Annotated in this window: 22 protein-coding genes; 18 read left to right on the plus strand and 4 right to left on the minus strand. The window is 63.3% G+C overall.

What is annotated here, in order from left to right; all coding sequences use genetic code 11:
* Positions 1 to 96: 96 nt before the first annotated feature.
* Positions 97 to 1,926, minus strand: a complete 1,830-nt coding sequence (locus LB571_RS12810; RefSeq protein ID WP_224594871.1) for an ATP-binding protein — start codon at positions 1,924 to 1,926, stop codon at positions 97 to 99.
* A gap of 154 nt (positions 1,927 to 2,080) precedes the next feature.
* On the opposite strand from LB571_RS12810, the gene LB571_RS12815 reads away from it, so the two are divergent.
* From LB571_RS12815 to LB571_RS12825, 3 genes are read left to right on the plus strand one after another with little or no spacing between them, the layout of a single operon-like run.
* Positions 2,081 to 2,644, plus strand: coding sequence for a helix-turn-helix domain-containing protein (locus LB571_RS12815; RefSeq protein WP_140822183.1), 564 nt, complete (start codon positions 2,081 to 2,083; stop codon positions 2,642 to 2,644).
* A 4-nt stretch (positions 2,645 to 2,648) separates the two neighbouring features.
* Entirely contained in the window at positions 2,649 to 2,954 is a 306-nt protein-coding gene (locus tag LB571_RS12820) for a hypothetical protein (protein WP_224594874.1), read from the plus strand.
* A 42-nt stretch (positions 2,955 to 2,996) separates the two neighbouring features.
* On the plus strand, positions 2,997 to 3,527 hold the full coding sequence (locus LB571_RS12825) for a GNAT family N-acetyltransferase (protein ID WP_140822181.1): 531 nt from the start codon (positions 2,997 to 2,999) through the stop codon (positions 3,525 to 3,527).
* Between the two features lie 10 nt (positions 3,528 to 3,537).
* Here LB571_RS12825 and LB571_RS12830 read toward each other — a convergent pair whose 3' ends face one another.
* Complete coding sequence (locus LB571_RS12830) at positions 3,538 to 4,419, minus strand: LysR substrate-binding domain-containing protein (protein WP_140660962.1); 882 nt, start codon at positions 4,417 to 4,419, stop codon at positions 3,538 to 3,540.
* A gap of 118 nt (positions 4,420 to 4,537) precedes the next feature.
* Between LB571_RS12830 and LB571_RS12835 the strand changes: the two genes are divergently transcribed.
* From LB571_RS12835 to LB571_RS12845, 3 genes are read left to right on the plus strand one after another with little or no spacing between them, the layout of a single operon-like run.
* The gene (locus LB571_RS12835; RefSeq protein ID WP_224594881.1) at positions 4,538 to 5,689 is read left to right on the plus strand and encodes a gamma-butyrobetaine dioxygenase; all 1,152 of its coding nucleotides are present in this window, start codon (positions 4,538 to 4,540) and stop codon (positions 5,687 to 5,689) included.
* A complete protein-coding gene (locus tag LB571_RS12840; RefSeq protein WP_224594884.1) occupies positions 5,686 to 6,270 on the plus strand; it encodes an HD domain-containing protein in 585 nt (194 codons plus the stop codon). The genes LB571_RS12835 and LB571_RS12840 overlap by 4 nt, the downstream gene beginning before the upstream one ends.
* A gap of 28 nt (positions 6,271 to 6,298) precedes the next feature.
* Positions 6,299 to 6,493 (plus strand): hypothetical protein, encoded by a 195-nt coding sequence (locus LB571_RS12845; RefSeq protein WP_140724120.1) that lies wholly within the window; start codon positions 6,299 to 6,301, stop codon positions 6,491 to 6,493.
* Here the strand turns inward: LB571_RS12845 and LB571_RS12850 are convergent.
* The gene (locus LB571_RS12850; protein ID WP_140873408.1) at positions 6,481 to 8,289 is read right to left on the minus strand and encodes an NAD(P)/FAD-dependent oxidoreductase; all 1,809 of its coding nucleotides are present in this window, start codon (positions 8,287 to 8,289) and stop codon (positions 6,481 to 6,483) included. The genes LB571_RS12845 and LB571_RS12850 overlap by 13 nt on opposite strands.
* Before the next feature lie 444 nt (positions 8,290 to 8,733).
* On the opposite strand from LB571_RS12850, the gene LB571_RS12855 reads away from it, so the two are divergent.
* The 9 genes from LB571_RS12855 to LB571_RS12895 all read left to right on the plus strand — a co-directional run bounded on the left by LB571_RS12855 (position 8,734) and on the right by LB571_RS12895 (position 19,757).
* Positions 8,734 to 10,530, plus strand: coding sequence for an acetolactate synthase 3 large subunit (locus LB571_RS12855; RefSeq protein ID WP_224594887.1), 1,797 nt, complete (start codon positions 8,734 to 8,736; stop codon positions 10,528 to 10,530).
* A gap of 78 nt (positions 10,531 to 10,608) precedes the next feature.
* Positions 10,609 to 11,184 carry an acetolactate synthase small subunit gene (gene ilvN / locus LB571_RS12860; protein WP_013894763.1) on the plus strand — a complete coding sequence of 192 codons (576 nt, stop codon included), beginning with the start codon at positions 10,609 to 10,611 and terminating at the stop codon, positions 11,182 to 11,184.
* Between the two features lie 374 nt (positions 11,185 to 11,558).
* Positions 11,559 to 12,155 carry a LysE family translocator gene (locus tag LB571_RS12865; protein WP_015317294.1) on the plus strand — a complete coding sequence of 199 codons (597 nt, stop codon included), beginning with the start codon at positions 11,559 to 11,561 and terminating at the stop codon, positions 12,153 to 12,155.
* A gap of 235 nt (positions 12,156 to 12,390) precedes the next feature.
* Positions 12,391 to 13,653 carry an efflux RND transporter periplasmic adaptor subunit gene (locus LB571_RS12870; protein WP_224594890.1) on the plus strand — a complete coding sequence of 421 codons (1,263 nt, stop codon included), beginning with the start codon at positions 12,391 to 12,393 and terminating at the stop codon, positions 13,651 to 13,653.
* Positions 13,650 to 16,811 (plus strand): efflux RND transporter permease subunit, encoded by a 3,162-nt coding sequence (locus LB571_RS12875; RefSeq protein ID WP_224594894.1) that lies wholly within the window; start codon positions 13,650 to 13,652, stop codon positions 16,809 to 16,811. The genes LB571_RS12870 and LB571_RS12875 overlap by 4 nt, the downstream gene beginning before the upstream one ends.
* A 78-nt stretch (positions 16,812 to 16,889) precedes the next feature.
* A complete protein-coding gene (nthA, locus tag LB571_RS12880) occupies positions 16,890 to 17,495 on the plus strand; it encodes a nitrile hydratase subunit alpha (protein WP_140724106.1) in 606 nt (201 codons plus the stop codon).
* Entirely contained in the window at positions 17,492 to 18,151 is a 660-nt protein-coding gene (nthB, locus tag LB571_RS12885) for a nitrile hydratase subunit beta (protein WP_224594897.1), read from the plus strand. The genes nthA and nthB overlap by 4 nt, the downstream gene beginning before the upstream one ends.
* Positions 18,138 to 18,503, plus strand: a complete 366-nt coding sequence (locus LB571_RS12890) for a nitrile hydratase accessory protein (RefSeq protein ID WP_015317299.1) — start codon at positions 18,138 to 18,140, stop codon at positions 18,501 to 18,503. The genes nthB and LB571_RS12890 overlap by 14 nt, the downstream gene beginning before the upstream one ends.
* A gap of 126 nt (positions 18,504 to 18,629) precedes the next feature.
* Positions 18,630 to 19,757 (plus strand): ATP-dependent RecD-like DNA helicase, encoded by a 1,128-nt coding sequence (locus LB571_RS12895; RefSeq protein WP_140714693.1) that lies wholly within the window; start codon positions 18,630 to 18,632, stop codon positions 19,755 to 19,757.
* Between the two features lie 24 nt (positions 19,758 to 19,781).
* On the opposite strand, the gene LB571_RS12900 is transcribed toward LB571_RS12895, so the two are convergent.
* Positions 19,782 to 20,210 carry an STAS/SEC14 domain-containing protein gene (locus LB571_RS12900; RefSeq protein ID WP_224594900.1) on the minus strand — a complete coding sequence of 143 codons (429 nt, stop codon included), beginning with the start codon at positions 20,208 to 20,210 and terminating at the stop codon, positions 19,782 to 19,784.
* Between the two features lie 160 nt (positions 20,211 to 20,370).
* Here LB571_RS12900 and LB571_RS12905 point away from each other — a divergent pair, with 160 nt between their 5' ends.
* The 3 genes from LB571_RS12905 (at position 20,371) to LB571_RS12915 (ending at position 25,217) form a co-directional block, all read left to right on the plus strand.
* The gene (locus tag LB571_RS12905) at positions 20,371 to 21,111 is read left to right on the plus strand and encodes a pyridoxine 5'-phosphate synthase (protein WP_140724207.1); all 741 of its coding nucleotides are present in this window, start codon (positions 20,371 to 20,373) and stop codon (positions 21,109 to 21,111) included.
* Between the two features lie 78 nt (positions 21,112 to 21,189).
* Positions 21,190 to 23,103: a potassium transporter Kup gene (locus LB571_RS12910; RefSeq protein ID WP_015317303.1), complete on the plus strand. Its 1,914-nt coding sequence runs from the start codon at positions 21,190 to 21,192 to the stop codon at positions 23,101 to 23,103.
* Positions 23,104 to 23,297: 194 nt separating this feature from the next.
* The gene (locus LB571_RS12915; protein WP_140660970.1) at positions 23,298 to 25,217 is read left to right on the plus strand and encodes a potassium transporter Kup; all 1,920 of its coding nucleotides are present in this window, start codon (positions 23,298 to 23,300) and stop codon (positions 25,215 to 25,217) included.
* Positions 25,218 to 25,244 lie beyond the last annotated feature (27 nt).

Raw genomic sequence — 25,244 nt, forward strand, 5'->3', positions numbered from 1 at the left:
ACCTCCCTCACGGGATTTACCCAAGCTTTCCGATGAAGACGGGATAGGCCGCTTGCGCGGATTCTCGGGACTATTCGTGGAGGCGTGACGCTCAGCTCAATCGTTCTGCGGGCGCAGGCCGAAGGTCGCGGGTTTGAGGCCGTAGCGTGTGTCGAAATCTTCGTCCGACTGCACGCGCGCCGCCGGCGCTTTGCGGTAGTCGGGGTCGCCGGCCTGCCGGCCGGAATCGACCACCTCGGCGAAAGCCATCGCCTGGCTCTGCGGTTTCGGCACGTTACGCAGCCGCTCCACGATCGCCACAAGGTCGACCTCGCCGGCCTTGGACGTCACGTCTTCCTCGCGCTTGGCCGTGCCCGGAAGCAGGTGAGCGGGCAATCTTTCGAATTTCAGCCGCATGGTCGTCGCTACGCCTTCGCCGAAGGCGATCGCTTCGCGCTGGCCCATGGAGGACAGGAACGCGAGCGTGGAGGCCGAAGAGTCGGCGATCGCCGAGCGGATGATCGCCTGGTCCTGCTCGTTGGCGAGCCGCATGGCGAAGAAGGTCGAGCACTGCGAGAGAATGGTCGGGTCCAGCTCGCCGGGGCGCTGGGTGACGACGCCGAGATAGCAGCCATATTTGCGGCCTTCCTTGGCGATGCGCGACAGCGCGTGCCGGGTCGGCGCGAAGCCGAGACGCGCATCGGCGGGCATGTAGCGGTGCGCTTCCTCGCATAGGAACAACAGCTGCAGCTTGCCTTCGCTCCACAGAGCAAGGTCGAAGGCCAGACGCGCCAGCACCGAGCAGACGGAATTGACCACTTCCGACGGCATGCCGGCCATCTCGAAGCAGGTCACCGGACGGCCATGATGCGGCACGCGGAAGATGTTGCCGATCGTTTCGTGGATGGTGTCCTCGATCAGGCGCGAATTGAACATGAAGCGGTAGCGCGGATCGGCCGCCGCCGATTCGATGCGTGTCTTCAGCGATTTGAGGGTCGGACGATCGGTCTTGCTTTCGAGCATGCCCATGCGCTCGTCGATCTGCTTGAGCAGGTCGGCGATGCGGTAGGGCACCGGCGTATCGGCGGTCAGCGCATCGCTGCCGCGCCTCAGGTAGGCGCCTGAACCGGGGTTGCGATAGAGGTTCTTGGCGAGCGGAATGAGGTCGCGAAGGGCATCGATCTCTTCCGGCACCGTCTCGCGTCCGCGAAACAGCACTTCGGCGAATTCCTCCATCGTGAACATCCAGAACGGCAGGTCGAGCGTCTTGGAATCGACCCTGACGCAATATTCTGGCAGCGAAGCCGCGAACTCGTTGTGCGGATCGAGGATCAGGATGCGCAGGTCCGGTCGCGCCGCGATCGACTTGCGCAGCAGCAGCGACACCGCTGTCGACTTGCCGACGCCGGTCGTGCCGACAATGGCGAAGTGGCGCGCCAGCGTGTCATCGATGGCGATGTTGGCGGCGATCGCCTCGTCCTGCGCCAGCGAGCCGATGGTGATGGAATGGCGGCCGGCCAGGTCATAGACCGCCTGCAGGTCGCGGGTGCGGATGCGGTGCGCGACGGCGCCGATATGCGGATAGATGGTGATGCCGCGGTCGAAGATCGGCCTGGCCCCGGGTTCGGCGCCGTCACGGACTTCGCCGATCAGCTCGATGCTGACCTCGATGGCGTTCTTGCCGTCACTGTTCCAGGCCAGATCCGACTTGCCGATCGCGTAGACCAGGCCGACGGTTCGCGTCGTGCCAAGATTGATCGAGATCATCTTGCCGACCGTCCACAGGCCGGTGATCGCGCCGTCGGCGTCATCGGCATAGGCGCTGATGGTGGCGCGCGCACCGTCGCATTGCACGACATTGCCCAGGATGCGCTTGTCGTGCTGGTCGGCTGTGCGGCGCTCCTGCGATGTCGGTTCTCCGACCGAAGCTTCGCGTTCGACATACATGGACAGGCCAATCCCCATTTCCCTTGAGGCCGTACCCTACAGGAACGGGGTTAAGGTCGGATGAGGTCGGATGGTGTAGAGAGGATTAAGGTCCTGGTGAAAATTGCTTTGAAATGGCTCTTCACGCACTTGTCGGTTTCGTTATAATGGACGAATGGATAATATAGCGAACGACATTTCCTCGACCATCGGCAGGCGTATCCACACCGAAAGGACCATGCGGGACTGGTCGCTGGCCGAGCTCGCCGAACACTCCGGTGTTTCCAAGGCAATGCTGAGCACGATCGAGCGTGGCATGACCAGCCCGACGGCGGCACTTCTGGTGCGCATAGCGGCTGCCTTCGGCATGACGCTCTCGACCCTCATCGCACGGGCGGAATTGCAGGGTGGCGGGCTGCTGCGCGCGGCCGGCCAGCCAGTGTGGCGCGACCCCGACACAGGCTATGTCAGGCGGCATTTGTCGCCGGCCTGCGACATGCCGCTCGAACTGATCAAGGTCCATCTGCCGGCGGGCGCGAAGGTCAGCTTGCCGGCGGCTTCCTACGCCTTCATCAAGCAGCAGATCTGGCTGATCTCGGGAAAACTCGAATTCACCGAGGGTGACCAGGTGCACAGGCTCGAACCGGGCGACTGCCTGGCGCTCGGAGCGCCGTCGGATTGCACCTTTCATGCGCTGGAGCCGGGCGCCGATTATCTCGTCGCCCTGGTCAGGAGCTGACGTCATGGCACGACGGCCAAAGCGCTCCCACAATGGGGGGCCGCCTCTTGACGACTACAAGGGGCCGCCATGGGGCAAGGGCGATCCATACATCTTCCTGGCCTGGCAGGCCGCGCACGCCAATGCATGGAAGGCGCCGAGCCGCGAAGTCATGCTGATGCGGATGGACAAGGCCGAACGGCTGGGCCTGACCTATGAGGAGTACACGCTCGAGATCCTGGAGCGCGGTCGGCATCTCAAGGAAGAAGACACCGAACGCATCGGCGCCATCAAGGCCGCGCGCAAGCGGCGTGTGCGCCATCTCGACTGAAGCGGCGCTGTCGACCCATCAATCGTTTCCAGAGGACCAGATATGAACGTCATAGAAATCGGGCCGTTGACCGCAAGCCGGGAAACACTCGCACAGCTGACCGATCTGCTGGTCGAAACGGCTGCCGCCGGCGGATCGGTCAGCTTCATGCATCCGCTGGCGTTGGATGTTGCCAGCGCGTTCTGGGAGACGTCGCTGGCCGCGGCGGCACGAGGGCAAAGAATGGTGCTTGGGGCATGGGACGGCGGCGCTCTGGTCGGCACCGTCACCCTGCTGCTCGACTGTCCGCCCAATCAGCCGCATCGGGCCGAGATCGCCAAGCTGATGACATCGGTCGGGCAGCGGGGCAGGGGTGTCGGGACGCGCCTGATGCGAGCCGCCGAACGCCTCGCGGCGGAGAAGGGGCGCACGCTGCTGGTTCTGGATACGGCGAGCGAAGAGGGTGCTTCGGGACTTTATGAGAAGCTCGGCTTCACCTTGGCCGGCGAAGTGCCGGACTATGCGCTGAAGCCGCATGGCGGGCTGACGGGCACGCTGATCTACTGGAAGCGCATCGGCACAGCGTCGCGGTAACGCCAGTCACTCATGCCTTCCCGGCGAGGCGCTTCAGCAGCCAATGGCGGAAATCCTGCTCCGCGCTGGTCAGGTGCGCGGTCGACGGCCTCGTCAGGAAATGCCCTGACGTGCTGGGCAGCTCAAAAACGGAAAGCCGGACCAGCGCTCCGCCGTCGAGCGCCGCGTCGATTAGGGGCCGCGACCCAAGGAGGACGCCGGCACCGGCGCTCGCCGCATGCATGGCGGCGACGAAACTGTCGAAGCGATGCGAGCGCCGGGGATGGCCGGCCAATCCGGCCGCCGCGAACCATTCCGCCCACATCTCGCGCGCGCCGGCCACCAGAAGCAGCGGCAGCGATGTCCAGTCGGCGGCACTGGCCAAGGCCGGGCTTGCCACCGGCACAAGCCGCTCGGCGGTCAGCCTCTCGGCCTCGCGTCCGGGAAAGGATCCGTTGCCGAAACGGATGTCGAGCGCCGAGCCTGGCAAATCGTAGTCGGTCGGGCGATGGATCGTCACCAGATCAAGCTGGATGCGCGGCAGCGCCTCGGCGAGGTCGGGCAGCGCCGGAACCAGCGCCAGCAGCGCAAACGAGATCGGCACCCGGAGCGAGACGGTCTGGACGGCGCGCGGTTCGAACAGTTCCGTGGTGCTGCTGCCAATGGTGGCGAAGGCCGACTGGATGTGGGGCAGGTAGGCGGCACCTTCCGGCGACAGCGCGACCCCACGCGCCAGCCGCGAGAACAGACGCGTCTTCAGCCTTTCCTCGAGCAGCCGGATGTGCTGGCTGACGGCCGCCTGGGTCAGGCCGAGTTCGGCTGCCGCCGCGGTGAAGTTCGACAGCCGTGCCGCAGCCTCGAAACTGCGCAGCCAGTCGAGTGGAGGGAGGGTAGGAGCGGTTCGCCGAGCCATTACCAAATCGCTGCCATTGGCCAAAAAATGATAATTGGAATTATGCCTTTCGGGAGGTCAACATGCAATCCAAACCACGGTACGAACCGTGGGCAACAAGGCGACAGGACGGATTTCCATGCTCACCCACGTGCTGGTTGGCGATGAAGGCAGAACAATCGAACTTGGTTGGACAGACGGCAAGCGTACCCGCTTCCACGCCGTCTGGCTGCGTGACAACGCGCTTGACGACAAGACGCGCAGCGCCGGCAATGGCCAACGCCTGATCACCATCCTCGACATTCCGGCGAAGACGAGAATTGGCGCTGCCGCCATCAAGGCCGGAGCGCTGGAGATCAGCTTCGAGCCGGAGGGAAAAACGGTCAGCTTTCCCGCCCAATGGCTGCGTGCGAACGCCTATGATCGCGACGAGACACGCCAGCCTGGTTGGACAGGCGATGTCATCCAGCGCTGGACCAGGGCGACGATGCAGAACGCGGTGCCGCGCGCCAGCTATCCGGCGGCCTTGCATGGCCGCGGTGTCCTGCGCGAATGGCTTTCGGCGGTGAGGACTTATGGTTTTGCGGTGATGGACGGGCTGCCGGCCGAATCCGGGGCGCTGTGCAAGGTGTCCGACCTGTTCGGCTATGTCAGGGAGACCAATTACGGGCGCTGGTTCGAAGTGCGCGCCGAGGTCAACCCGAACAATCTCGCCTACACCAATCTGGGCCTGCAGGCGCATACCGACAATCCCTATCGCGATCCGGTGCCGACGCTGCAGATCCTGTCCTGCATCGAGAACACGGTGGAGGGCGGTGAATCCAGCGTCGTCGACGGCTTTGCCGTCGCGGCCGCCCTTCAAGCGGAAAATCCCGAGGGTTTTCGGCTGTTGAGCTCCCATGCGGCGCGGTTCGAATATGCAGGGTCGTCCGGCGTGCGGCTGCAGGCGAAGCGCCCGATGATCGAGCTTGGACCCGACGGCGAACTGATCTGCATCCGCTTCAACAACCGTTCGCTGGCGCCGACCGTCGACGTGCCGTTCGCCGAGATGGGTGCTTATTATGCCGCCTACCGCCGCTTCGCCGAGCTGATCGAGGATCCATCCTTCGAAGTCACCTTCAAGCTCGAGCCCGGCCAGGCCTTCATCGTCGACAACACCCGCGTCATGCATGCCCGCAAGGCGTTTTCCGGCACCGGCAAGCGCTGGCTGCAGGGATGCTACGCCGACAAGGACGGCCTGTTGTCGACGCTCGCGGCGATCGAACACGGCTTCAAGGAGGCCGCGGAATGATCGGCCAGGATCTGAACGCGGACACCATCGTCGAATTCATCGCCGACATTTTTGAGCGCCGGGGCGCCGAATCCTATCTCGGCGAGCCGGTGACGATGTCCGAGCATATGCTGCAAGGGGCTTGGCTGGCGGAACAGGATGGAGCCCCAGACGTGCTGGTCGCCGCCGCGCTGCTGCACGACATCGGCCATTACACCAGCGAGTTCGGCACCTATTCGCCCGACGATGTCGAGGACAAGCACCATGACGAGGCCGGCGGCGAAGTGCTGGCGCCGTTCTTCCCGCCTGTTATCGTCGAGTGCGTCCGGCTGCACGTTGCCGCCAAGCGCTATCTCTGCGCCGCCGACCCGACCTATTTCTCCAGGCTGTCGCCGGCTTCGGTTCATACCTTGTCGCTGCAGGGCGGACCGATGAGTGCCGACGAGGTGGCTGCGTTCCGCGAGAACCCGTTCCATGCGGAAGCGGTGCGGGTTCGCATCTGGGACGAGGGCGGCAAGGTCGCCAATATGCGGACGCGGGCGTTTCGCGACTATGTGCCGTTGCTGCAGCGCGTCGTGCACGACTTCGCCAATCGGCCCTGACGAGACCAATGATCAGGAGGAGACAGCCATGTGCTTCTGCTTCGACGGCGAAAGCGCGGTGGCGGCATACCGGCCCTGCCGCGAGCGTTTGGCTGACGAGGGCGTTTTCACGCCATCGCCGACCAGCCCCAGCGGCGAACTCGCCGCTGCCGCCTTGTTCGACGTCGCCGACGCGGGACAGGTTCACCGTGTCGATGCGGGAGAAGCGACCTATCCCTTGTGATGGACCTGCTGCAATCCATAGACAGGTGTTGGCAAGCCAACCTGCCGGGCTTTGAGCTGCAGCGCCAGATATTGCGAATAGTGGCGTGACTGATGGAGGTTGCCGCCATGGAACCACAGCGCCTCCTGCTGGGTCGGCTTCCACATGTTGCGCTGCTCGCCTTCCCAGGGGCCGGGATCCTTGGCGGTGTTGGAGCCAAGGCCCCAGACCTTGCCGACCTTGTCGGCCACCTCCTGCGAGATGAGGTCCGCCGCCCATCCGTTCATCGAGCCGTAGCCTGTGGCGTAGATCACGAGATCGGCCGGCAATTCGGTGCCATCGGCGAATTTGACGCCGGTTTGCGTCAATTCCCGCACCGCCGCACCTGGTCCGCTCTTGAGCTTGATCGAGCCGTCGATGACCAGGTCGCAGGCGCCGACATCGATGTAGTAGCCCGAACCCCGGCGCAGATATTTCATGAACAGGCCTGAGCCGTCATCGCCCCAGTCGAGCAGGAAGCCGGCCTTCTCAAGGTCCGCGTAGAACTTCGCGTCGCGTTCCTTCATCTGCTGGTAAAGCGGGATCTGGAACTCGTGCAGGATGCGATAGGGCAGGGAGGCGAAGATCAGGTCGGCCTTGCGCGTCGTCATGCCGTTCTCCACCGCCTGCTCGGAATAGAGTGCGCTGAGCCCGATATCCATCAACGTGTCGGACTTGACAATATGGGTGGAGGAGCGCTGCACCATGGTGACGTCCGCGCCACCCTCCCAGAGAGCCGCGCAGATGTCGTGGGCGGAGTTGTTGGAGCCGATGACCACGACCTTCTTGCCGCGATATTTGTCGGGGCCGGGATGGGTCGAGGAATGCTGCTGCTCGCCCTTGAAGATGTCCTGGCCCTTGTATTTCGGCCAGTTCGCCTTGCCGGACATGCCGGTGGCCAGCACCAACTGCTTGGGCTTGAGGACGATCTCTTCGCCGTCGCGTTCGACCACGACGGTCCATTCCTTGGTCTTGTCGTCGTATTTCGCGGATTTAGCCGAGGTGGAGGACCAGTAGTTCAGCTCCATCACCTTCGTGTACATCTCCAGCCAGTCGCCGATCTTGTCCTTCGGGGCGAAGACCGGCCAGTTCTTGGGGAAGTCGATATAGGGCAGATGGTCGTACCAGACCGGATCGTGCAGGCAGAGCGACTTGTAGCGCTTGCGCCAGGAATCGCCGGGACGCTCGTTCTTCTCAATGATGATGGCCGATACGCCGAGCTGGCGCAGGCGCGCGCCGAGCGCAATGCCGCCCTGGCCACCGCCGATGATCACGACATAAGGCTGTTTGCCGCGGCCGAGTTCGGCGATCTCGTCATCACGCTCCTCGCGCCAGGATTTCCTGTCCTTGCCGTGACCGTGCTTGGCGCCGAGCGGCCGATTGAAACCGGCCTTCTCCTCATGGCCCTTGAGCTCGGCCATGGTGGTGAGCAAGGTCCAGATCAGGTCGCCCTTGAACCGCACCAGGCCGAAGCCGCGCGCCACCTCGGTCTCGAAGGTGATCCAGGCGGTGGTGACGCCGTCCGCTTCGGTCGCCTCCTCGCCTTCGGCCACCCTCCAGTCGCTCGGCCGGGTTCCAGCCAGCGTCGCTTTCAGCATGTCGCGGACCTGCTCCTGGCCCTCCATCGTCCTGAGATTCCAGGTGAAGGTGACGAGGTCGCGCCAGTAGCAATCCGCCTGGAAACAGTTGACCGCCGCGTCGATGTCGCCGGTCTCCAGCGCCTTGCCAAGCTTGTCGAGCAGGGCCTGCGCCTTCGTGGTGGGTGTTCTCTCGAGCATGGTTTCTCCTCCGGTTGTCGGTTTCCAAGAACGCCTGTTCAGGCTTCCACTGGAACAGCAAGCGGCCGGCCAGGACCTCCCTGCCTGGGGATGGGACTCCCATTCGCCGGCAACGCGTCTCCTCCCAGGCACGTCGTCAGCCCGGCATAGTGGTGCGTCGATGGGATGGGCTCAACTGTACTATGGTAGCGCGCGGCGGAGCCGATCTCACGGCTGAGTGAATTCGTGCGGTACCCCATTGACGACCCCGCGACTTCGCCTTTATGGTCCGCCACCATGAAAACGGCACTCATTCTCGTAGGAAGGCGCGTGGGCAAGGCGGTGTAACCGCCGGGCGAAACCCCCCATGCGCAGACACAGGCTCCCTCGGGGGCCTTTTTTATTGCCTGAAACACGACTAAACGACCAGCAACGCCCAATGGCGGACAGTACGGGACCAGACCGATGAGCAATGGACAGAACGAGCGGCGCGAGATGGCAGGTAGGGAAATGACCGGCGCCGAAATGGTGGTGCAGGCGCTGAAGGACAATGGCGTCAAGCATGTCTTCGGTTATCCCGGCGGCGCCGTTCTCCCGATCTATGACGAGATCTTCCAGCAGGACGAGGTCGAGCACATCCTCGTGCGGCACGAGCAGGGCGCCGGCCATGCGGCAGAGGGATATGCGCGGTCGACCGGCAAGGCCGGCGTCATGCTGGTGACATCGGGTCCCGGCGCCACCAATGCGGTGACGCCGCTGCAGGATGCGCTGATGGATTCGATCCCGCTGGTCTGCCTGACCGGTCAGGTGCCGACCTCGCTCATCGGCTCCGATGCGTTCCAGGAATGCGACACGGTCGGCATTACGCGGCCCTGCACCAAGCACAACTGGCTGGTGAAGGACGTCAACGAACTCGCCGCGACCATCCACGAGGCGTTCCATGTCGCGACGACCGGCCGTCCCGGTCCGGTCGTGGTCGACATCCCGAAGGACGTGCAGTTCGCCAAGGGCTTTTATGTGCCGCCGCAGATCGCGCCGCGCACCAGCTACCAGCCCAAGGTCCAGGGCGACCTGGAGAAGATCAAGGCTGCGGTCGAACTGATGGCCGGCGCCAGGAAACCGGTGATCTATTCTGGCGGCGGTGTCATCAATTCCGGCCCGGAAGCGAGCCATCTCTTGCGCGAACTGGTCGACCTCACCGGTTTCCCGATCACCTCGACGCTGATGGGGCTCGGCGCCTACCCGGCGTCGGGCAAGAACTGGCTCGGCATGCTCGGCATGCACGGCACCTACGAAGCCAACATGGCCATGCATGACTGCGACGTCATGCTCTGCATCGGCGCGCGCTTCGACGACCGTATCACCGGCAGGCTGAATGCGTTCTCGCCGAACTCGCGCAAGATCCACATCGATATCGATCCGTCCTCGATCAACAAGAACGTCCACACCGAAGTGCCCATCATCGGCGATGTCGGGCGCGTGCTGGAAGACATGGTGCGGCTGTGGCGTGCAACCGCCAAGGCCGACAAGAAGGCGCTCTACCCCTGGTGGGAGCAGATCGCCAGATGGCGCGGGCGCGATTCACTCGCCTTCAAGATGAACAACGACGTGATCATGCCGCAATACGCCATCCAGCGGCTCTACGAGCTGACCAAGGACATGGACACTTACATCACCACCGAGGTCGGCCAACACCAGATGTGGGCGGCGCAGCATTATCATTTCGAGAAGCCGAACCGCTGGATGACCTCGGGCGGGCTGGGCACGATGGGCTACGGCCTGCCTGCCGCGCTCGGCGTGCAGATCGCGCATCCCGATGCGCTGGTCGTCGATATTGCCGGCGATGCTTCGGTGCAGATGACCATGCAGGAGATGAGCGCCGCCGTGCAGCACGACGCGCCGATCAAGATCTTCATCCTCAACAACCAGTATATGGGCATGGTGCGCCAGTGGCAGCAGCTGCTGCACGGCAACCGGTTGTCGCATTCCTACACCGAAGCGATGCCCGACTTCGTCAAGCTGGCCGAGGCCTATGGCGGCCATGGCATTCGCTGCGACAAGCCAGACGAACTGGACGACGCGATCAAGGAGATGATCTCGGTCAGGAAACCGGTGCTGTTCGACTGCCGCGTGGCGACGCTCGCCAACTGCTTCCCGATGATCCCGTCTGGCAAGGCGCATAACGAGATGCTGTTGCCGGACGAGGCCACCGACGAGGTAGTGGCCAATGCAATCGACGCCAAGGGCAGGGAACTGGTGTAGACGACGGACCGGGGCAGGGCTTGTCAAGATAAGCCGTGCGGAAACAGATAGTTAGATCAAGAGTTTGAGATTCATGTCATGAACGCACAGCACCTTCAACCCACCGGTTCCGCCTACTTCATCGCCAAGGAAACGGAACGGCCGGAAAACCACACGCTTTCCGTGCTGGTCGATAACGAACCGGGCGTGCTTGCCCGGGTCATCGGCCTGTTTTCCGGGCGTGGCTACAACATCGAGAGCCTGACCGTCTCGGAAACCGAGCATGAAAAACACCTGTCGCGAATCACCATCGTGACGCGCGGCACGCCGCATGTGCTGGAGCAGATCAAGCATCAGCTCGAGCGCATCGTGCCGGTGCATCGCGTGGTCGATCTCACCGTGCGTTCGCACGAGTTCGGACAGGAGCGGCCGCTGGAACGGGAACTGGCGCTGGTCAAGGTTGCCGGCACCGGCGAGGCCCGGGTCGAGGCGCTCAGGCTCGCCGACGCGTTCCGCGCCAGCGTCATCGACGCCAACACCGAGCATTTCATCTTCGAGATCACCGGCAAGGGCTCCAAGCTCGACCAGTTCATCGCCATCATGAAGCCGCTCGGACTGGTCGAGATCTGCCGCACCGGCGTGGCAGCCATGAACCGCGGCCCGCAGGGGATGTAGCAGTCATACGAAATTAAAGTTCAGCAATCACGGTCGGGCGAGGCGATCCGAAAAGCGAACTGAGACTTGGTGGCGCATGACCCCACGACAAGATCTGGTGATACATGTGATGATGTACGCACTGATCGCATACTCGATCTGGGTGCTTGCCCACGGCTGGGTGACGATGACAGTCCCAGCCTTACGAGGCAATGAATGGGTTGCCTATGCGGATAATCCAACCAGATTCTGGGACCTGATCTTCTTCCACGCGGGGTCCAGACGCGCCGCTGGCCGTACAGGCGGATCACTGCGGCGCGCATTGGACCACTCGAATGACGTTGCGTCCGGCGCCCGGTCGATTTAAGTCAGTATTGCTGACCTTTGGAGCCGTCATGACCCTCGACGCCTTCCTTGCCCTGCTGCTCTACGCCCTGGTGACCTCGGTCACGCCGGGCCCGAACAACTTTATGCTGCTGGCGTCGGGCGTGAATTTCGGCATCGTGCGGACTATCCCGCATATGCTCGGCATCAGCATCGGATTTCTCGTCCTTTTGCTTGCCGTCGGCTTCGGGCTTGGGGCGGTGCTGACCGCGTTCCCCGCGCTGCACACCGGGCTTAAGATCGCCGGCGCCGTCTATCTGCTCTATCTCGCCTGGAAGATTGCCATGTCGCGCTCGCTCAGCGGCAAGGGCGAGACGGATGCGCGGCCGATGCGATTCATCGATGCCGCGGCCTTCCAGTGGGTCAACCCCAAGGCTTGGGTGATGGCAATCACCGCGATGGCCGTCTATACCAATCCCGAACGGCCATTCTTGTCCGTCATTCTGATCGGCGTGGCTTTCACTGTGGTCAATCTTCCCAGTGTCTCGGTCTGGGCCGGATTCGGCACGGCACTACGCGGCTTCCTGTCCGACCCGGTGCGGTTGAAATGGTTCAACATCGCCATGGGCGTGCTGCTGGCGGCGACGCTTTGGCCGATGCTGCGCTAGATAAGGCTGCCCTCTCGGAGGCCATTTTTCGGAGCCCATCCGGCTTCCGGCTTTGAGGATAGCCGGCTGCACAGCTATTGTGCAGTGCACATTAAATCTTCGTAATGCCGTGTTTTGGCCCTTTTCCGACAAACCCGCGTCCTATCTATTCGGCGAAATCGCGGCAGTGAGCCGGGAATTGCGCTAGAATACGACCACCTGGCTATGGCGTGTCGGACGGAGAGGTCTTTTGTCGATGCGTGGAAAAGTCATGCTTTCATTGCTGGCGGTCGCCTGTGTCGGCGCGGCCTGGCTCTATCTGTCGCCGGACGCGCTGAACAAGGCTCAGCAGTTCCTCGGCGCAAAGCAGGTCGCCGCGACAGACAAGCCAGCGACCGAAAAGCCGGCGGCGGGGGACAAGGCGGCGGGTGGCGGCAACGGTGCCCGTTCGGCCTCGATCGTTTCGGCGACGGCGACGACCGCGGATTTCCCGATCCGCCGCTATGCCATTGGCTTCGTCTCCTCTCCGGCCGTGGTCAACATCAACGCGCGCGTCTCCAGCCAGATCGTGTCGATCGACGTCAAGGACGGGCAGATGGTGAAGGCGGGCGACCTCCTGTTCTCGCTCGACGATCGGGCGCTGAAGGCGCAACTCGCCAAGGATCAGGCAGCGCTTGCCAAGGACCAGGCGCTGCTTGCCAGCTCGAACTCCGACCTTCAGCGCGCCAAGGACCTTGTCGCCAAGCAGGCCGGTACGCAGCAGACCTACGACCAGGCCGTTGCCGCGCAGAAGGCGGCGGCGGCGACCGTCGATGCCGACAAGGCGACGATCGACGCCGACAATGTCCAGCTTGGCTTTGCCACCATCACCGCGCCGATCGCCGGCAGGCTGGGTGCCGTGAATGTCGCCGTCGGCGACCTCGTCACCGTCAGCAACGGGAACAGCAGCACGGCGACGCCACTGGTAACCATCACCCAGATGGACCCGCTGCAGGTCAACTTCAATCTGCCGGAAAGCAACCTTGCGCTGCTTCATAAGGCGCTTGCCAATCCACAGCAGAACGCGGTGACGTTGATCCAGAACGGCGACCCGACGCCGATCGGCAAGGGTACGCTCGATTTCGTCGATTCCAGCGTCGACACCGCATCGGGCACGATCGCGACGCGGGCAAGCATTCCGAATGCCGATCTTTCCCTTTGGCCGGGCCAGTATGTGAATGTCGTGCTCGACGCCGGCATCATGCCGCGGATGACCTCGGTTCCGACCGTGGCGGTGCAGCCCAGCCAGAAGGGGCCGTTCGTGTACGTGGTCAAGCCGGACAGCACTGTCGAGATGCGGCCGGTGCAGGTGGTGCTGACCGAAGGCGCAAACAGCGCCATCAGTCAGGGGCTGAAAAGCGGCGAGAAGGTCGTCACCGAGGGCCAGACAAGGCTGAAGAACGGCGCCGCGGTGCATGAAGGCAAGGCGGCCGCGCCGAAGGTTGCCGAGGCGACCAACGCCGGCGAGGCGGCCCAATGATCTCCGAATTCTGTATCCGCAGGCCGGTCGCCACCCTTCTGATGTCGTTCGCCCTCGTGCTGGGCGGACTGTTCGCCTACGAATTCCTGCCGGTGGCGGCACTGCCGAGCGCCGAATTCCCGGTCGTCAACGTCTCGGCCTCGCTGCCCGGCGCTTCGCCCGAAACCATGGCCACGTCGGTGGCGACGCCGCTGATCAAGCAGTTCGCGACCATCGCCGGCATCGATTCCATTTCGACCACCAACTCGCTCGGCCAGACCTCGATCGCCATCCAGTTCGTGCTCAACCGCAACATCGACGCGGCCGCCGCCGACGTCCAGGCGGCGATCGCGCGCACGCAGAAATCGCTACCGCCGCAGATGACGGCGCCGCCAAGCTACCGCAAGGTCAATCCGGCCGATGCGCCGATCCTCTTGATGTCGCTGGTCAGCGACACGGTGCCGCTGACCGACCTCGATGCCTTCGCCGAAAACGTCATCTCGCCGTCGCTGTCGACCATCGACGGCGTCGCGCAGGTCTCGATCTTCGGCCAGCAGAAATACGCGGTGCGCATCCAGATCGATCCGACCGCGCTTGCCGCGCGCGGCATCTCGATCGATCAGCTGCAGGCGGCGGTCGCGTCCGCCAACAGCAACACGCCGCTCGGCGTTCTGCAAAACAACAAGCAGCAGCTCACCATCACCGCCAACACGCAGCTTACCGACGCGGCCGGTTTCTCAAACCTCATCATCGCCACCAAGAACGGCCACCCGGTGCGGCTGGGCGAGGTGACCCGTGTCGTCGATTCGGTGCAGACCACCACAACCGCAAGCTGGTATGACGGTACCCGCGCGATCATCATGGCGGTGCAGCGCCAGCCGGACGCCAACACGGTCGACGTCGTCGACAAGGTCAAGGCGATGCTGCCGTCCTTCCAGGACCAGATGCCGGCCGCAGCCCAGATCAAGCTGCTCAACGACCGCTCGAGCTCGATCCGCCAGGCGGTCGACGACGTGCAGTTCACGCTGCTTTTGACCATCGCGCTGGTGGTGATGGTGATCTTCGTGTTCCTGCGTCGCGTCACGGCGACCATCATCCCGGCCGTGGCGGTGCCGATCTCGCTGATCGCCACGCTCGGCGCGATGTTCCTGTTCGGCTTTTCCATCGACAACATATCGCTGATGGGCCTGACGCTCGCCGTCGGCCTTGTCGTCGACGATGCCATCGTGATGCTCGAAAACATCTTCCGCCATATGGAAGAGGATGGGCTGTCGGCCTTCGACGCGTCGCTGAAGGGCGCGCGCGAAATCGGTTTCACCATCATCTCGATCTCGATCTCGCTGGTGGCGGTGTTCATCCCGGTGCTTCTGATGGGTGGCGTGATCGGGCGCATCTTCAACGAGTTCGCCGTCGTGGTGACCGTCGCCATCCTGGCCTCCATGTTCGTGTCGCTGACGCTGACGCCGATGTTGTGCTCGCGGCTGCTGTCGGTGACCAAGGCCGACCGCGAGGCACATGGTGCTGGCCACAAGCGCGATTTCCTCACGCGCGGCTACGATCGGATTCTGAGCTTCTGCCTGCGGCACACCTTCCTGGTGTTCCTCGTCTTCGTCGGCACCGCGGCAGCCTCGGTGTGGCTGATCGAGGTTTCGCCGAAGGGTTTCTTCCCGCAAGAAGATATCGGCCAGATTTCGGTGACCACCATCGCGCGCCAGGACATTTCGTTCGACGCTATGGCCAAGCTGCAAGGGCAGGTGGCCAGCGTGTTCTCGAAGTCACCCTATGTCGACCATGTGGCGTGGTCGGCGGGCAGCGGTAACAATGCGCTGAACCAGGGACAGCTCTTCGTCCAGCTCAAGGGCAAGGACCAGCGTCCCGATATCGAGAAGGTGCTTGCGGATCTGCGCAAGCAACTGGCCGGCGTGGCGGGCATCGAGACTTACATGCAGCCGGTGCAGAATCTGCGGCTCGGCTCGCGCTCGTCGGCCAGTGCCTACCAGCTTGTGGTTCAGGGCCTCGATACCGGCCTGACAGATCAGTGGGCGCAGAAACTGAATGACGCGATGGCGGCCGACCACACGACCTTCACCGACGTCACCAGCGACCTGCAGAACAACGCCTTGCAGGCGACGCTGGTGGTGGACCGCGACAAGGCCGCCCAACTCGGTATCGACACCGACACGCTGCGCTCGGCGCTTTATGGCGGGTTCGGCACCGACCAGGTTTCAACGATCTTCGGCTCGGCCGACAGTTACGAAGTCATCGCCGAACTCGATCCCAAGATCGAATGGTCGCCGGAGCGGATGCTTGCCATCCAGATGCGGACGGCGAGCGGCAGCCTGGTGCCGCTCGGTGCCTTCGCCAGGGTCGACCGCACGGCCGGAGCCTTGACGGTCAACCAGCTCGGCCAGCTTCCGGCGGTAACGATCTCCTACAACCTGCCGCAGGGCGTGGCGCTGGGCGACAGTGTGAAACGCATCGACGCGCTGAAAGAGCAGATCGGCATGCCGACGGCGATCTCCACGACCTTCGCCGGCACCGCCAAGACCTTCCAGGATTCTCTTGCCAACCAGGGCCTGCTGGTCGGCGGCGCCATCCTGACCATCTATATCGTGCTCGGCATTCTGTATGAGAGCTTCATCCACCCGCTGACGATTCTGACCGGCCTGCCGTCGGCTGTGCTCGGGGCGGTTGTCGCCTTGCGCTTCGCCGGCATGGATCTGTCCGTCATCGCGGTGATCGGCATCCTGATGCTCATCGGCATCGTCAAGAAGAACGGCATCATGATGGTCGACGTCGCGCTTGAACTGCGACGAGAGGGCATGTCGGCCACCGATTCCATCCACAAAGCCTGCCTGATGCGGTTCAGGCCGATCATGATGACGACGCTGGCGGCACTGATGGGCACGTTCCCGATCGCGCTCGGCACCGGCGCCAGCGCGGAACTGCGCCAGCCGCTGGGCGTTGCCGTCGTCGGCGGCCTGCTCGCCTCGCAGGCGCTGACCCTGTTCGTGACACCGGTGATCTACGTCTACATGGAGAATTTCTCGGGCTGGCTGGTCGGACTGATGCCGAAGCGCAAGGCCGAGTTGCACTTGGTCGAAGAGGGCGACCAGCCCTCGCTGTTCGGCACCAATGACGACATCCCCGGTGAGCCGCAGAAGACCGCCGCCGAGTAGCAAGCGGGCACGCACCGAGTTCCGCTGGCCCAAGCCGTCATACTTGCGGCCGGCGGATCGGAACTTTAGTTTGCCGTCATGTCCCACGATCATGACCACGACAACGAACTCGATCCGTTTGCCGCGCGGGTGCGCGCGCTGGAAACCATCCTGACCCGCAAGGGGCTGATCGATCCGGCTGCGATCGACGTCATTGTCGATACCTACGAGACGAAGATCGGTCCGCGCAACGGCGCCCGGGTGGTGGCCAAGGCCTGGAGCGATCCCGCTTTTGCCGCGTGGCTGAAGCGCGACGCGACGGCGGCGATCGAATCGCTGGGCTATACCGGCCGGCAAGGCGAGCATATGCAGGCGGTGTTCAACACCGGGAATACCCACAACCTCGTCGTCTGCACATTGTGCTCCTGTTATCCGTGGTCGGTGCTTGGCCTGCCGCCGGTGTGGTACAAGGCGCCGCCCTACAGGTCGCGCGCGGTGATCGATCCGCGCGGCGTGCTCGAGGAGTTCGGGCTGGTGCTGCCGGCCGGGACGAAGATACGCGTCTGGGATTCGACAGCGGAACTGCGCTATCTCGTCGTGCCGACGCGGCCCGACGGCACCGAGGGCTGGAGCGAGGAGCGGCTGGCCGAGCTGGTGAGCCGCGATGCCATGATCGGCACGGCTCTGGCGAGTCACCCGGCATGAACGGGCCGCAGGATCTCGGCGGACAGATGGGTTTCGGGCCGGTCGCGCCCGAACGAGACGAGCCGTATTTCCATGCCGACTGGGAGAGGCGGGCGCTCGGCTTGACGCTCTGCGCCGGCGGCATGGGCGCCTGGAACATCGACGAGAGCCGGCACGCACGGGAATCGCTGCATCCGGCCGAATATTATGGCTCCAGCTACTATCAGATATGGATCAAGGCGCTTGAGATCTTGCTCAAGCGGCATGGTTTCGTCAGCGAGCGCGACCTCGGGGCGGGCGAGGCGATTGATCCGGCGGCGACACCCAAAAGAGTGCTGAAGGCGGAAAACGTTCCCGCTGTGCTGGCCAAGGGCGGTCCTTGCGATCGGCCGGTGGAGACAGCGCCACGATTCAAGGCCGGGGATTCGGTGCGGACGAAAAACTTCAACCCGACCGGCCATACCAGGCTGCCGCGCTATGCGCGCGACAAGCAGGGCACCATCGAGGCGGTGCGCGACGGCTTCGTCTTTCCCGACAGCAACGCGCATGGGCAGGGCGAGAATCCGCAATGGGTCTATACCGTGGTTTTCGATGGCACGGAAATCTGGGGCGAGGGCGCCGACCCGACACTGACCGTCTCGATCGACGCCTGGGAGAGCTATCTTGAGCCGGCCTGAAGCGAAGGGATCCGCCGCCAGTTTGCCCGCCGGCTTCGACGCACCGGTGTTCGCCGAGCCATGGCAGGCCGAAGCCTTCGCCATGACTGTGGCACTGCACGACAAGGGCCTGTTTTCGTGGAACGAATGGGCGGATGCCCTGTCAGCCGAGGTGAAGAAGCCGGATGCCGCGGCGGACGGCCATGACTATTACGAGCATTGGCTGGCGGCGCTGGAAGGGCTGCTCGCCTCCAAGGGGCTGGCTGCCAAGCCGGACGTCGATGCGATGGCGCGGGCCTGGGAGCGCGCCGCGCACGCCACACCGCATGGCAAGCCGATCCTGCTGGAGAACGATCCGCACGCTGCCAACTGAATTTTCGTTCCCTTTACGTTCTTGCCTGCGGCTGATAGCCTGAACAGCAGGGAAGTTCGCCACCGGCGTGTCGATGGTGGTGGCGGCGATCTTGTGTTTGCCTCGCGAATCCGGTCACACGATCAGATGGAATTTTCACCCCAACAAGACGAGGCGCTGCAAGCGGTCGCCCGCTGGCTGAAGACCGGCACGCCGCAGCTGTTCCGGCTGTTTGGCTATGCCGGCACCGGCAAGACGACGCTGGCGCGCTATTTCGCCGAACATGTCGACGGCCAGGTGCAGTTCGCAGCCTTCACCGGCAAGGCCGCCCAGGTGCTGCGCTCCAAGGGCGCGGTCAACGCCCGCACCATCCATTCGCTGATCTACCGGCCCAAGGGCGAGGAATCGGTGGCCGACGAGGTCACCGGCAAGACCTCGATGTCGCCAACCTTCTCACTCAACCGGCAGAGCCCGATCTCGCGCGCCAAACTGGTCGTCATCGACGAGTGCTCGATGGTCGACGAGCAGCTTGGCCGTGACCTGATGAGTTTCGGCACGCCGATCCTGGTGCTGGGCGACCCCGGCCAGTTGCCGCCGATCTCGGGTGGCGGCTTCTTCACCGACCATGAGCCAGACTTCCTGCTGACCGAGATCCACCGGCAGGCGCGCGACAATCCGATCCTGCGGCTGGCGCTCGATGTGCGCGAGGGCCGCGAATTCATGCGCGGCGACTACGGCACCGCGAAGGTGATCGGCAAGGAAGACGTCAATCAGGAACTGGTGCTGAGGGCGGACCAGGTGCTGGTCGGCACCAACCGCACGCGGCGGCGCTACAACCAGCGCCTGCGCGAGCTCAAGGGCTTCAATGCCGATTATCCGCAAGCCGGCGACAAGCTGGTGTGCCTGCGCAACGATCCCGCCAAGGGCTTGCTCAACGGCTCGCTGTGGAAGGTGATGACCTCGTCGCGCGAGACGGTCAAGCCCGGGATCAATCTTCTGGTTTCGCCCGAGGAGGACGATCCGGATCGCGGCGTCGCGAAAATCAAGTTGCTGAAGGCGGCGTTCGAGGATCCTGACGCCGAAATCCCTTGGCAGCAGAAGAAGCGCTTCGACGATTTCGACTATGGCTATGCGCTGACGGTGCACAAGGCGCAGGGCTCGCAGTGGAACGAGATCGTGCTGTTCGACGAGAGCTGGGCCTTCAAGGAAACGCGCCAGCGCTGGCTTTACACAGCTATCACCCGGGCCGCCGAACGCCTGACCATCGTCAGGTAGAAGGGGGTAGCCGGGAGAACCGTTTCATCCTCTTTCTGGAGCGGCGGTCGCCTCCTCACTCGTCGGCCGCGCGCCGAGCCATTCCCAGGCAGCGGCTTCGTCCTCGACCTTGAAATGCCTGAATTCGACGGGCGAGGAAGCCGGCAAGGCGTGTCGTGCATTCGGCGTCCAGTCAGGGGCGCCGATCGCCGCGCAACGGCCAATATGTTCCAATGCATGGACGGCACCCTTCTTGATGGTCTCGTCCGAGATGTCGGCCCAGTCGACGCCCTCATGATCGACTATGCGCACGGCCACGTCGATTTTCTGATGGAGCAAATAGGCCGCCTCCAGCAGGCCGAACAGGTTTTCGGCATCGGCGGCCGAGACATGGCCGACCACATCGATGGCAAAGAGGTCGTCGCGGCTGGTCTCGATGCGGCGGATCGCCGGCACGGATTGGAGGAAATTCAAGGTGGTGCCTCCCTTTCGTGGAGTATGTTGGTCTTCTGGAACACCGGAAAGGCCCTATCTGTTCCCGTCAAAGACGCTATAGATGCGCCGTCTCAAATGCGCCGTGCCGGAACGAATGAGCGTGGCGCGCCTCGATCGCCTGTTTCACGGACGCCAAACCATGCCAGCCAAGCTTTCCGTCAACCTCAACGCCATCGCCATGCTGCGCAACCGGCGCGACCTGCCGTGGCCCAATGTGATCGCTGTCGGACGCCTCGCCCTTGCCGCCGGAGCGCATGGGCTGACGGTGCATCCGCGCCCCGACGAACGTCACACAAGGCATTCCGACCTGCCCGAGATCAGGGCGCTGATCGACGACGAGTTCCCGCAGGCGGAATTCAACATCGAGGGCTACCCAAGCGAGGATTTCCTGGCGCTGGTGGAGAAGCATCAGCCCGAACAGGTGACGCTTGTGCCCGACGATCCCTCCCAGGCAACCTCCGACCATGGCTGGAACTTCGTCACCGATGCGGCGTTGCTGACGCCGATCGTCAGACGCCTGAAGAAGGGTGGTTTCAGGGTCTCGCTGTTTTCCGATGCCGACCCCGCCGGCATGGCGGCCGCGCGCGACACGGGCGCCGATCGTATCGAACTCTATACCGGCCCTTATGGCAGCTACCATTCCGATTCAGGTAAGGCGGCCAAAGAACTGGAAAGATTGGGAAAAACCGCTGACGCGGCATTTGCCGCCGGTCTCCAGGTCAATGCCGGGCACGATCTGACGGTGGCCAATCTGCCCGCGCTGGCCAGGCGCATTCCGGCATTGGCCGAAGTGTCGATCGGACATGGGTTGACAGCCGACGCGTTGGAGTATGGCATGGCCGGCACAGTGGGCCGGTTCCTCAGGGCCTGCGGCTGGTAGGGGGCAATGCTTCGTATTGATATGGCAGCCATCGCGTGCATTTGATATCGTATCCGCGCGCTTATCGGAGAGTGGTCGATGGCCCTTGCCAATAGCGGGAGCGAAGCTGAAACCGTCGAGCAATCGAGCCATGCCGGGGTCGAGCAGCACAGCACCAAGGTTCTCATGCTGGGCGCACTCGGCGTTGTCTATGGCGACATAGGCACAAGTCCGATCTACGCCTTTCGCGAGGCGCTTCACGCTTCGCCCGGCATCGATACGCGCGTTCACGTGCTTGGCGTGCTGTCGCTGATCGTCTGGGCGCTGACGATCATCGTGACCGTCAAATATGTTGCCTTCGTGCTTCGTGCCGACAACAAGGGCGAAGGCGGCACGCTGTCACTGATGTCGTTGGCACGCAGCGCCTATCCCAAAGGCGCTCGACTGATTCTGGTGATCGGTCTTTGCGGCGCGGCGCTGTTTTTCGGCGATTCGATCATAACGCCGGCCATCTCGGTGCTGTCGGCGGTCGAAGGCCTCACCGTGGTGACCCCAACGCTCGACGCCTATGTCGTGCCGATCACGCTGGTCATCCTTGCCATCCTGTTCTCCGTGCAACGCTTCGGCACGGGAAAGGTGGCGGCGGTGTTCGGGCCGGTGACGGCGCTGTGGTTCCTGGCCATCGGCGTTGCCGGCATCTATCACTTGATGGACGATCCATCGATCCTGCTTGCCATCAATCCCTATTACGCGGTCATTTATCTGGCCAGCACACCGACCGCCGCCTTTGTCACCGTCGGCGCCGTGTTCCTGGCGGTAACCGGGGCCGAGGCGCTTTATGTCGATCTCGGCCATTTCGGACGCAAGCCGATCGTGCTGGCATGGTTTTCCGTGGTTTTCCCCTGCCTGCTGCTCAACTATTTCGGGCAGGGCGCCTTTGTGCTCGCCAATGACGGAAAACCGACCAATCCGTTCTTCCAGATGCTGCCTGACTGGGCACTGATGCCGATGGTGGGACTTGCAACGGCCGCGACGGTCATTGCCAGCCAGGCGGTCATTTCAGGGGCTTTTTCGCTGACCCGCCAGGCGGTGCAGCTCAATCTTCTGCCGCGCATCGAGGTGCAGCATACCTCGGAAATGCAGTCCGGGCAGATCTACATGCCGCGCGTCAACCTGCTCATAGCAATGGGTGTGATGCTGCTGGTGGTCGGTTTCGGCAGTTCGAGTTCGCTGGCGTCCGCCTACGGCATCTCGGTGACCGGCGAAATGCTGATGACGACGATCCTGCTGTTCGTGGTGATGCGCAAGATGTGGAAATGGAAGCTGGCGCTCGCCCTGGCGCTGACCTTGCTGTTCGGCGTCATCGACAGCGGCTTCTTCCTGGCCAATGTCGTGAAGATCGTGGAAGGCGGCTGGGTCTCGATCACCGTTGCCTGCCTGATGGGACTGATCATGTGGACGTGGATACGCGGCACCCGCTATCTCTTCGACAAGACCCGCCGCAACGAAATCCCGCTCGATTTCCTCGCCGGCAATCTGCTGAAGAAGAAGCCGCAGCTGGTGTCCGGCACCGCGGTGTTCCTGACCAGCGATCCGCTCAGCGCGCCAACCGCCCTGATGCACAGCTTGAAGCACTACAAGGTGCTGCACGAGCAGAACGTCATTCTTTCGGTGGTGACCGCGCCGCAGCCCGTCGTGCCCGACAGCGAACGCGTCAAGATGGAGACGGTCAACGAGTTGTTCATGCGGGTGACGCTGACCTTCGGCTACATGGAACAGCCCAACATTCCGCGCGCGCTGGCGATCTGCCGCAAGCAGGGCTGGAAATTCGACATCATGACGACGTCGTTCTTCCTGTCGCGGCGGTCGCTCAAGGCATCGCCCAATTCAGGCATGCCGGTGTGGCAGGACCGGCTGTTCATCGGACTGGCGCGCTCGGCGGCCGACGCGACGGAGTATTTCCAGATACCCACAGGCCGCGTCGTTGAAATCGGCACGCAGGTCGCCATTTAACAGACACGTGCTCGCCGGCCCGCAGGTTTTGCCACAGGCCCGGACATGAGCCCGCGAATGTCGCATTGGCCGGCGTTCGCTCGAAGTCGCCCACAAGAAGCCGCGCGCTGCCAACATGAGTGCCATAACGTTACGGCACTTGATATTGCAGTGCAGCAAGCGTAGAGCACCGCGCGTTTATCGGAGTGTCGTACATGGCCCTTGCCAGTGCTGGTAGTGAGGCAGAACCCGTCGACCAATCGAGCCATCCCGAAATCGAGCAGCACAGCACCAAGGTGTTGATGCTGGGCGCGCTCGGCGTGGTCTATGGCGATATCGGCACCAGCCCGATCTATGCTTTCCGCGAGGCGCTGGTCGCGTCGTCGGGCGGGCAAGTTGCCGACCGTGGCGACATTCTTGGCGTTTTGTCGCTGATCATCTGGTCGCTGACGATCATCGTCACCATCAAATACATCATGTTCGTGCTGCGGGCCGACAATCGCGGCGAGGGCGGAGTGCTGTCGCTGATGGCGCTGGCGCGCGGCAGTTTTCCGAAACGCTCGGCGCTGATGCTCGGCATCGGCATCGTCGGCGCTTCGCTGTTTTTCGGCGACGCCGTCATCACGCCGGCGATTTCGGTGCTGTCGGCGGTCGAGGGCATGAATGTCGTCACCCCCACCTTCCAACCTTACGTCGTGCCACTGACGCTGGTCATCCTCGCCATGGTGTTCGCGGTTCAGCGTTTCGGCACCGGTGGCGTCGGGCTGGTCTTCGGCCCGGTGACCGCGATCTGGTTCCTGGCCATCGGCCTTTCCGGTCTCAAGCACATCATCGCCGATCCGGAGATCCTGTGGGCAGTCAGCCCGCACTATATCGTCGCTTTCCTGATCCATTCGCCCGATGTGGCTTTCGTCACCATCGGCGCCATCTTCCTTGCCGTCACCGGCGCGGAAGCGCTTTACGCCGATCTCGGCCATTTCGGCCGCAAACCCATCGTGCTCGCCTGGCTTTCGATCGTGTTCCCCTGCCTGCTGTTGAATTATGCCGGGCAGGGCGCCTTCGTGCTGGCGAAGAACGGCGTGGTCGGCCATCCGTTCTTCGAAATGAACGAGGGTTGGGCGCTGATCCCGATGGTGGTGCTGGCGACGGCGGCGACGGTCATTGCCAGCCAGGCGGTCATTTCAGGGGCTTTTTCGCTGACCCGCCAGGCGGTGCAGCTCAACATGCTGCCCAGGCTCCAAATCCTGCACACGTCGGAAAAGCAGTCCGGCCAGATCTACATGCCGCGCGTCAACCTGCTGCTGGCGCTGGTGGTGATGATGCTGGTGGTCGGCTTCGGCGAGTCCAGCAAGCTGGCCTCCGCCTACGGCATCTCGGTGACCGGCAACATGCTGGTGACGACGGTGCTGCTTTATGTGGTTATGACCCGTATCTGGAAGTGGAAGCTGTCGGTGGCGGTCCCGCTGACCGTGCTGTTCGCTTTCATCGATGTCGGCTTCTTCGCCTCCAACATCGTCAAGGTGTTCGAAGGCGGCTGGGCGTCGCTGGTGGTGGCCTTCACCATCGTGCTGGGCATGTGGACCTGGGTGCGTGGCAGCCGCTATCTCTTCGACAAGACCCGCCGCAACGAAATCCCGCTCGATTTCCTCGCCGGCAATCTGCTGAAGAAGAAGCCGCAGCTGGTGTCCGGCACCGCGGTGTTCCTGACCAGCGATCCCTTGAGCGCGCCGACCGCCCTAATGCACAGCCTCAAGCACTACAAGGTGCTGCACGAGCAGAACGTCATCCTTTCGGTGGTGACCGCGCCGCAGCCGGTCGTGCCCGACAGCGAACGCGTCAAGATGGAGACGGTCAACGAGTTGTTCATGCGGGTGACGCTGACCTTCGGCTACATGGAACAGCCCAACATCCCGCGCGCGCTGGCGATCTGCCGCAAGCAGGGCTGGAAGTTCGACATCATGACGACGTCGTTCTTCCTGTCGCGGCGGTCGCTGAAAGCCTCGCCCAATTCAGGCATGCCGGTGTGGCAGGACAGGCTGTTCATCGGCCTGGCGCGCACGGCGGCCGACGCGACCGAATATTTCCAGATCCCGACCGGACGTGTGGTAGAAATCGGCACGCAGGTGGCGATCTGACGAGTTGGATCGCCTCGGCCTGAACGG

Source organism: Mesorhizobium sp. BR1-1-4, assembly GCF_020165375.1.
Taxonomy (GTDB): Bacteria; Pseudomonadota; Alphaproteobacteria; order Rhizobiales; family Rhizobiaceae; genus Mesorhizobium; species Mesorhizobium australicum.

Bases quoted from the DNA above. Each gene is read 5' to 3' on its own strand.
- LB571_RS12810 (WP_224594871.1), bottom strand. From the start codon at position 1,926: ATGTATGTCGAACGCGAAGCTTCGGTCGGAGAACCGACATCGCAGGAG.
- LB571_RS12815 (WP_140822183.1), top strand. From the start codon at position 2,081: ATGGATAATATAGCGAACGACATTTCCTCGACCATCGGCAGGCGTATC.
- LB571_RS12820 (WP_224594874.1), top strand. From the start codon at position 2,649: ATGGCACGACGGCCAAAGCGCTCCCACAATGGGGGGCCGCCTCTTGAC.
- LB571_RS12825 (WP_140822181.1), top strand. From the start codon at position 2,997: ATGAACGTCATAGAAATCGGGCCGTTGACCGCAAGCCGGGAAACACTC.
- LB571_RS12830 (WP_140660962.1), bottom strand. From the start codon at position 4,419: ATGGCTCGGCGAACCGCTCCTACCCTCCCTCCACTCGACTGGCTGCGC.
- LB571_RS12835 (WP_224594881.1), top strand. From the start codon at position 4,538: ATGCTCACCCACGTGCTGGTTGGCGATGAAGGCAGAACAATCGAACTT.
- LB571_RS12840 (WP_224594884.1), top strand. From the start codon at position 5,686: ATGATCGGCCAGGATCTGAACGCGGACACCATCGTCGAATTCATCGCC.
- LB571_RS12845 (WP_140724120.1), top strand. From the start codon at position 6,299: ATGTGCTTCTGCTTCGACGGCGAAAGCGCGGTGGCGGCATACCGGCCC.
- LB571_RS12850 (WP_140873408.1), bottom strand. From the start codon at position 8,289: ATGCTCGAGAGAACACCCACCACGAAGGCGCAGGCCCTGCTCGACAAG.
- LB571_RS12855 (WP_224594887.1), top strand. From the start codon at position 8,734: ATGAGCAATGGACAGAACGAGCGGCGCGAGATGGCAGGTAGGGAAATG.
- ilvN (WP_013894763.1), top strand. From the start codon at position 10,609: ATGAACGCACAGCACCTTCAACCCACCGGTTCCGCCTACTTCATCGCC.
- LB571_RS12865 (WP_015317294.1), top strand. From the start codon at position 11,559: ATGACCCTCGACGCCTTCCTTGCCCTGCTGCTCTACGCCCTGGTGACC.
- LB571_RS12870 (WP_224594890.1), top strand. From the start codon at position 12,391: ATGCGTGGAAAAGTCATGCTTTCATTGCTGGCGGTCGCCTGTGTCGGC.
- LB571_RS12875 (WP_224594894.1), top strand. From the start codon at position 13,650: ATGATCTCCGAATTCTGTATCCGCAGGCCGGTCGCCACCCTTCTGATG.
- nthA (WP_140724106.1), top strand. From the start codon at position 16,890: ATGTCCCACGATCATGACCACGACAACGAACTCGATCCGTTTGCCGCG.
- nthB (WP_224594897.1), top strand. From the start codon at position 17,492: ATGAACGGGCCGCAGGATCTCGGCGGACAGATGGGTTTCGGGCCGGTC.
- LB571_RS12895 (WP_140714693.1), top strand. From the start codon at position 18,630: ATGGAATTTTCACCCCAACAAGACGAGGCGCTGCAAGCGGTCGCCCGC.
- LB571_RS12905 (WP_140724207.1), top strand. From the start codon at position 20,371: ATGCCAGCCAAGCTTTCCGTCAACCTCAACGCCATCGCCATGCTGCGC.
- LB571_RS12910 (WP_015317303.1), top strand. From the start codon at position 21,190: ATGGCCCTTGCCAATAGCGGGAGCGAAGCTGAAACCGTCGAGCAATCG.
- LB571_RS12915 (WP_140660970.1), top strand. From the start codon at position 23,298: ATGGCCCTTGCCAGTGCTGGTAGTGAGGCAGAACCCGTCGACCAATCG.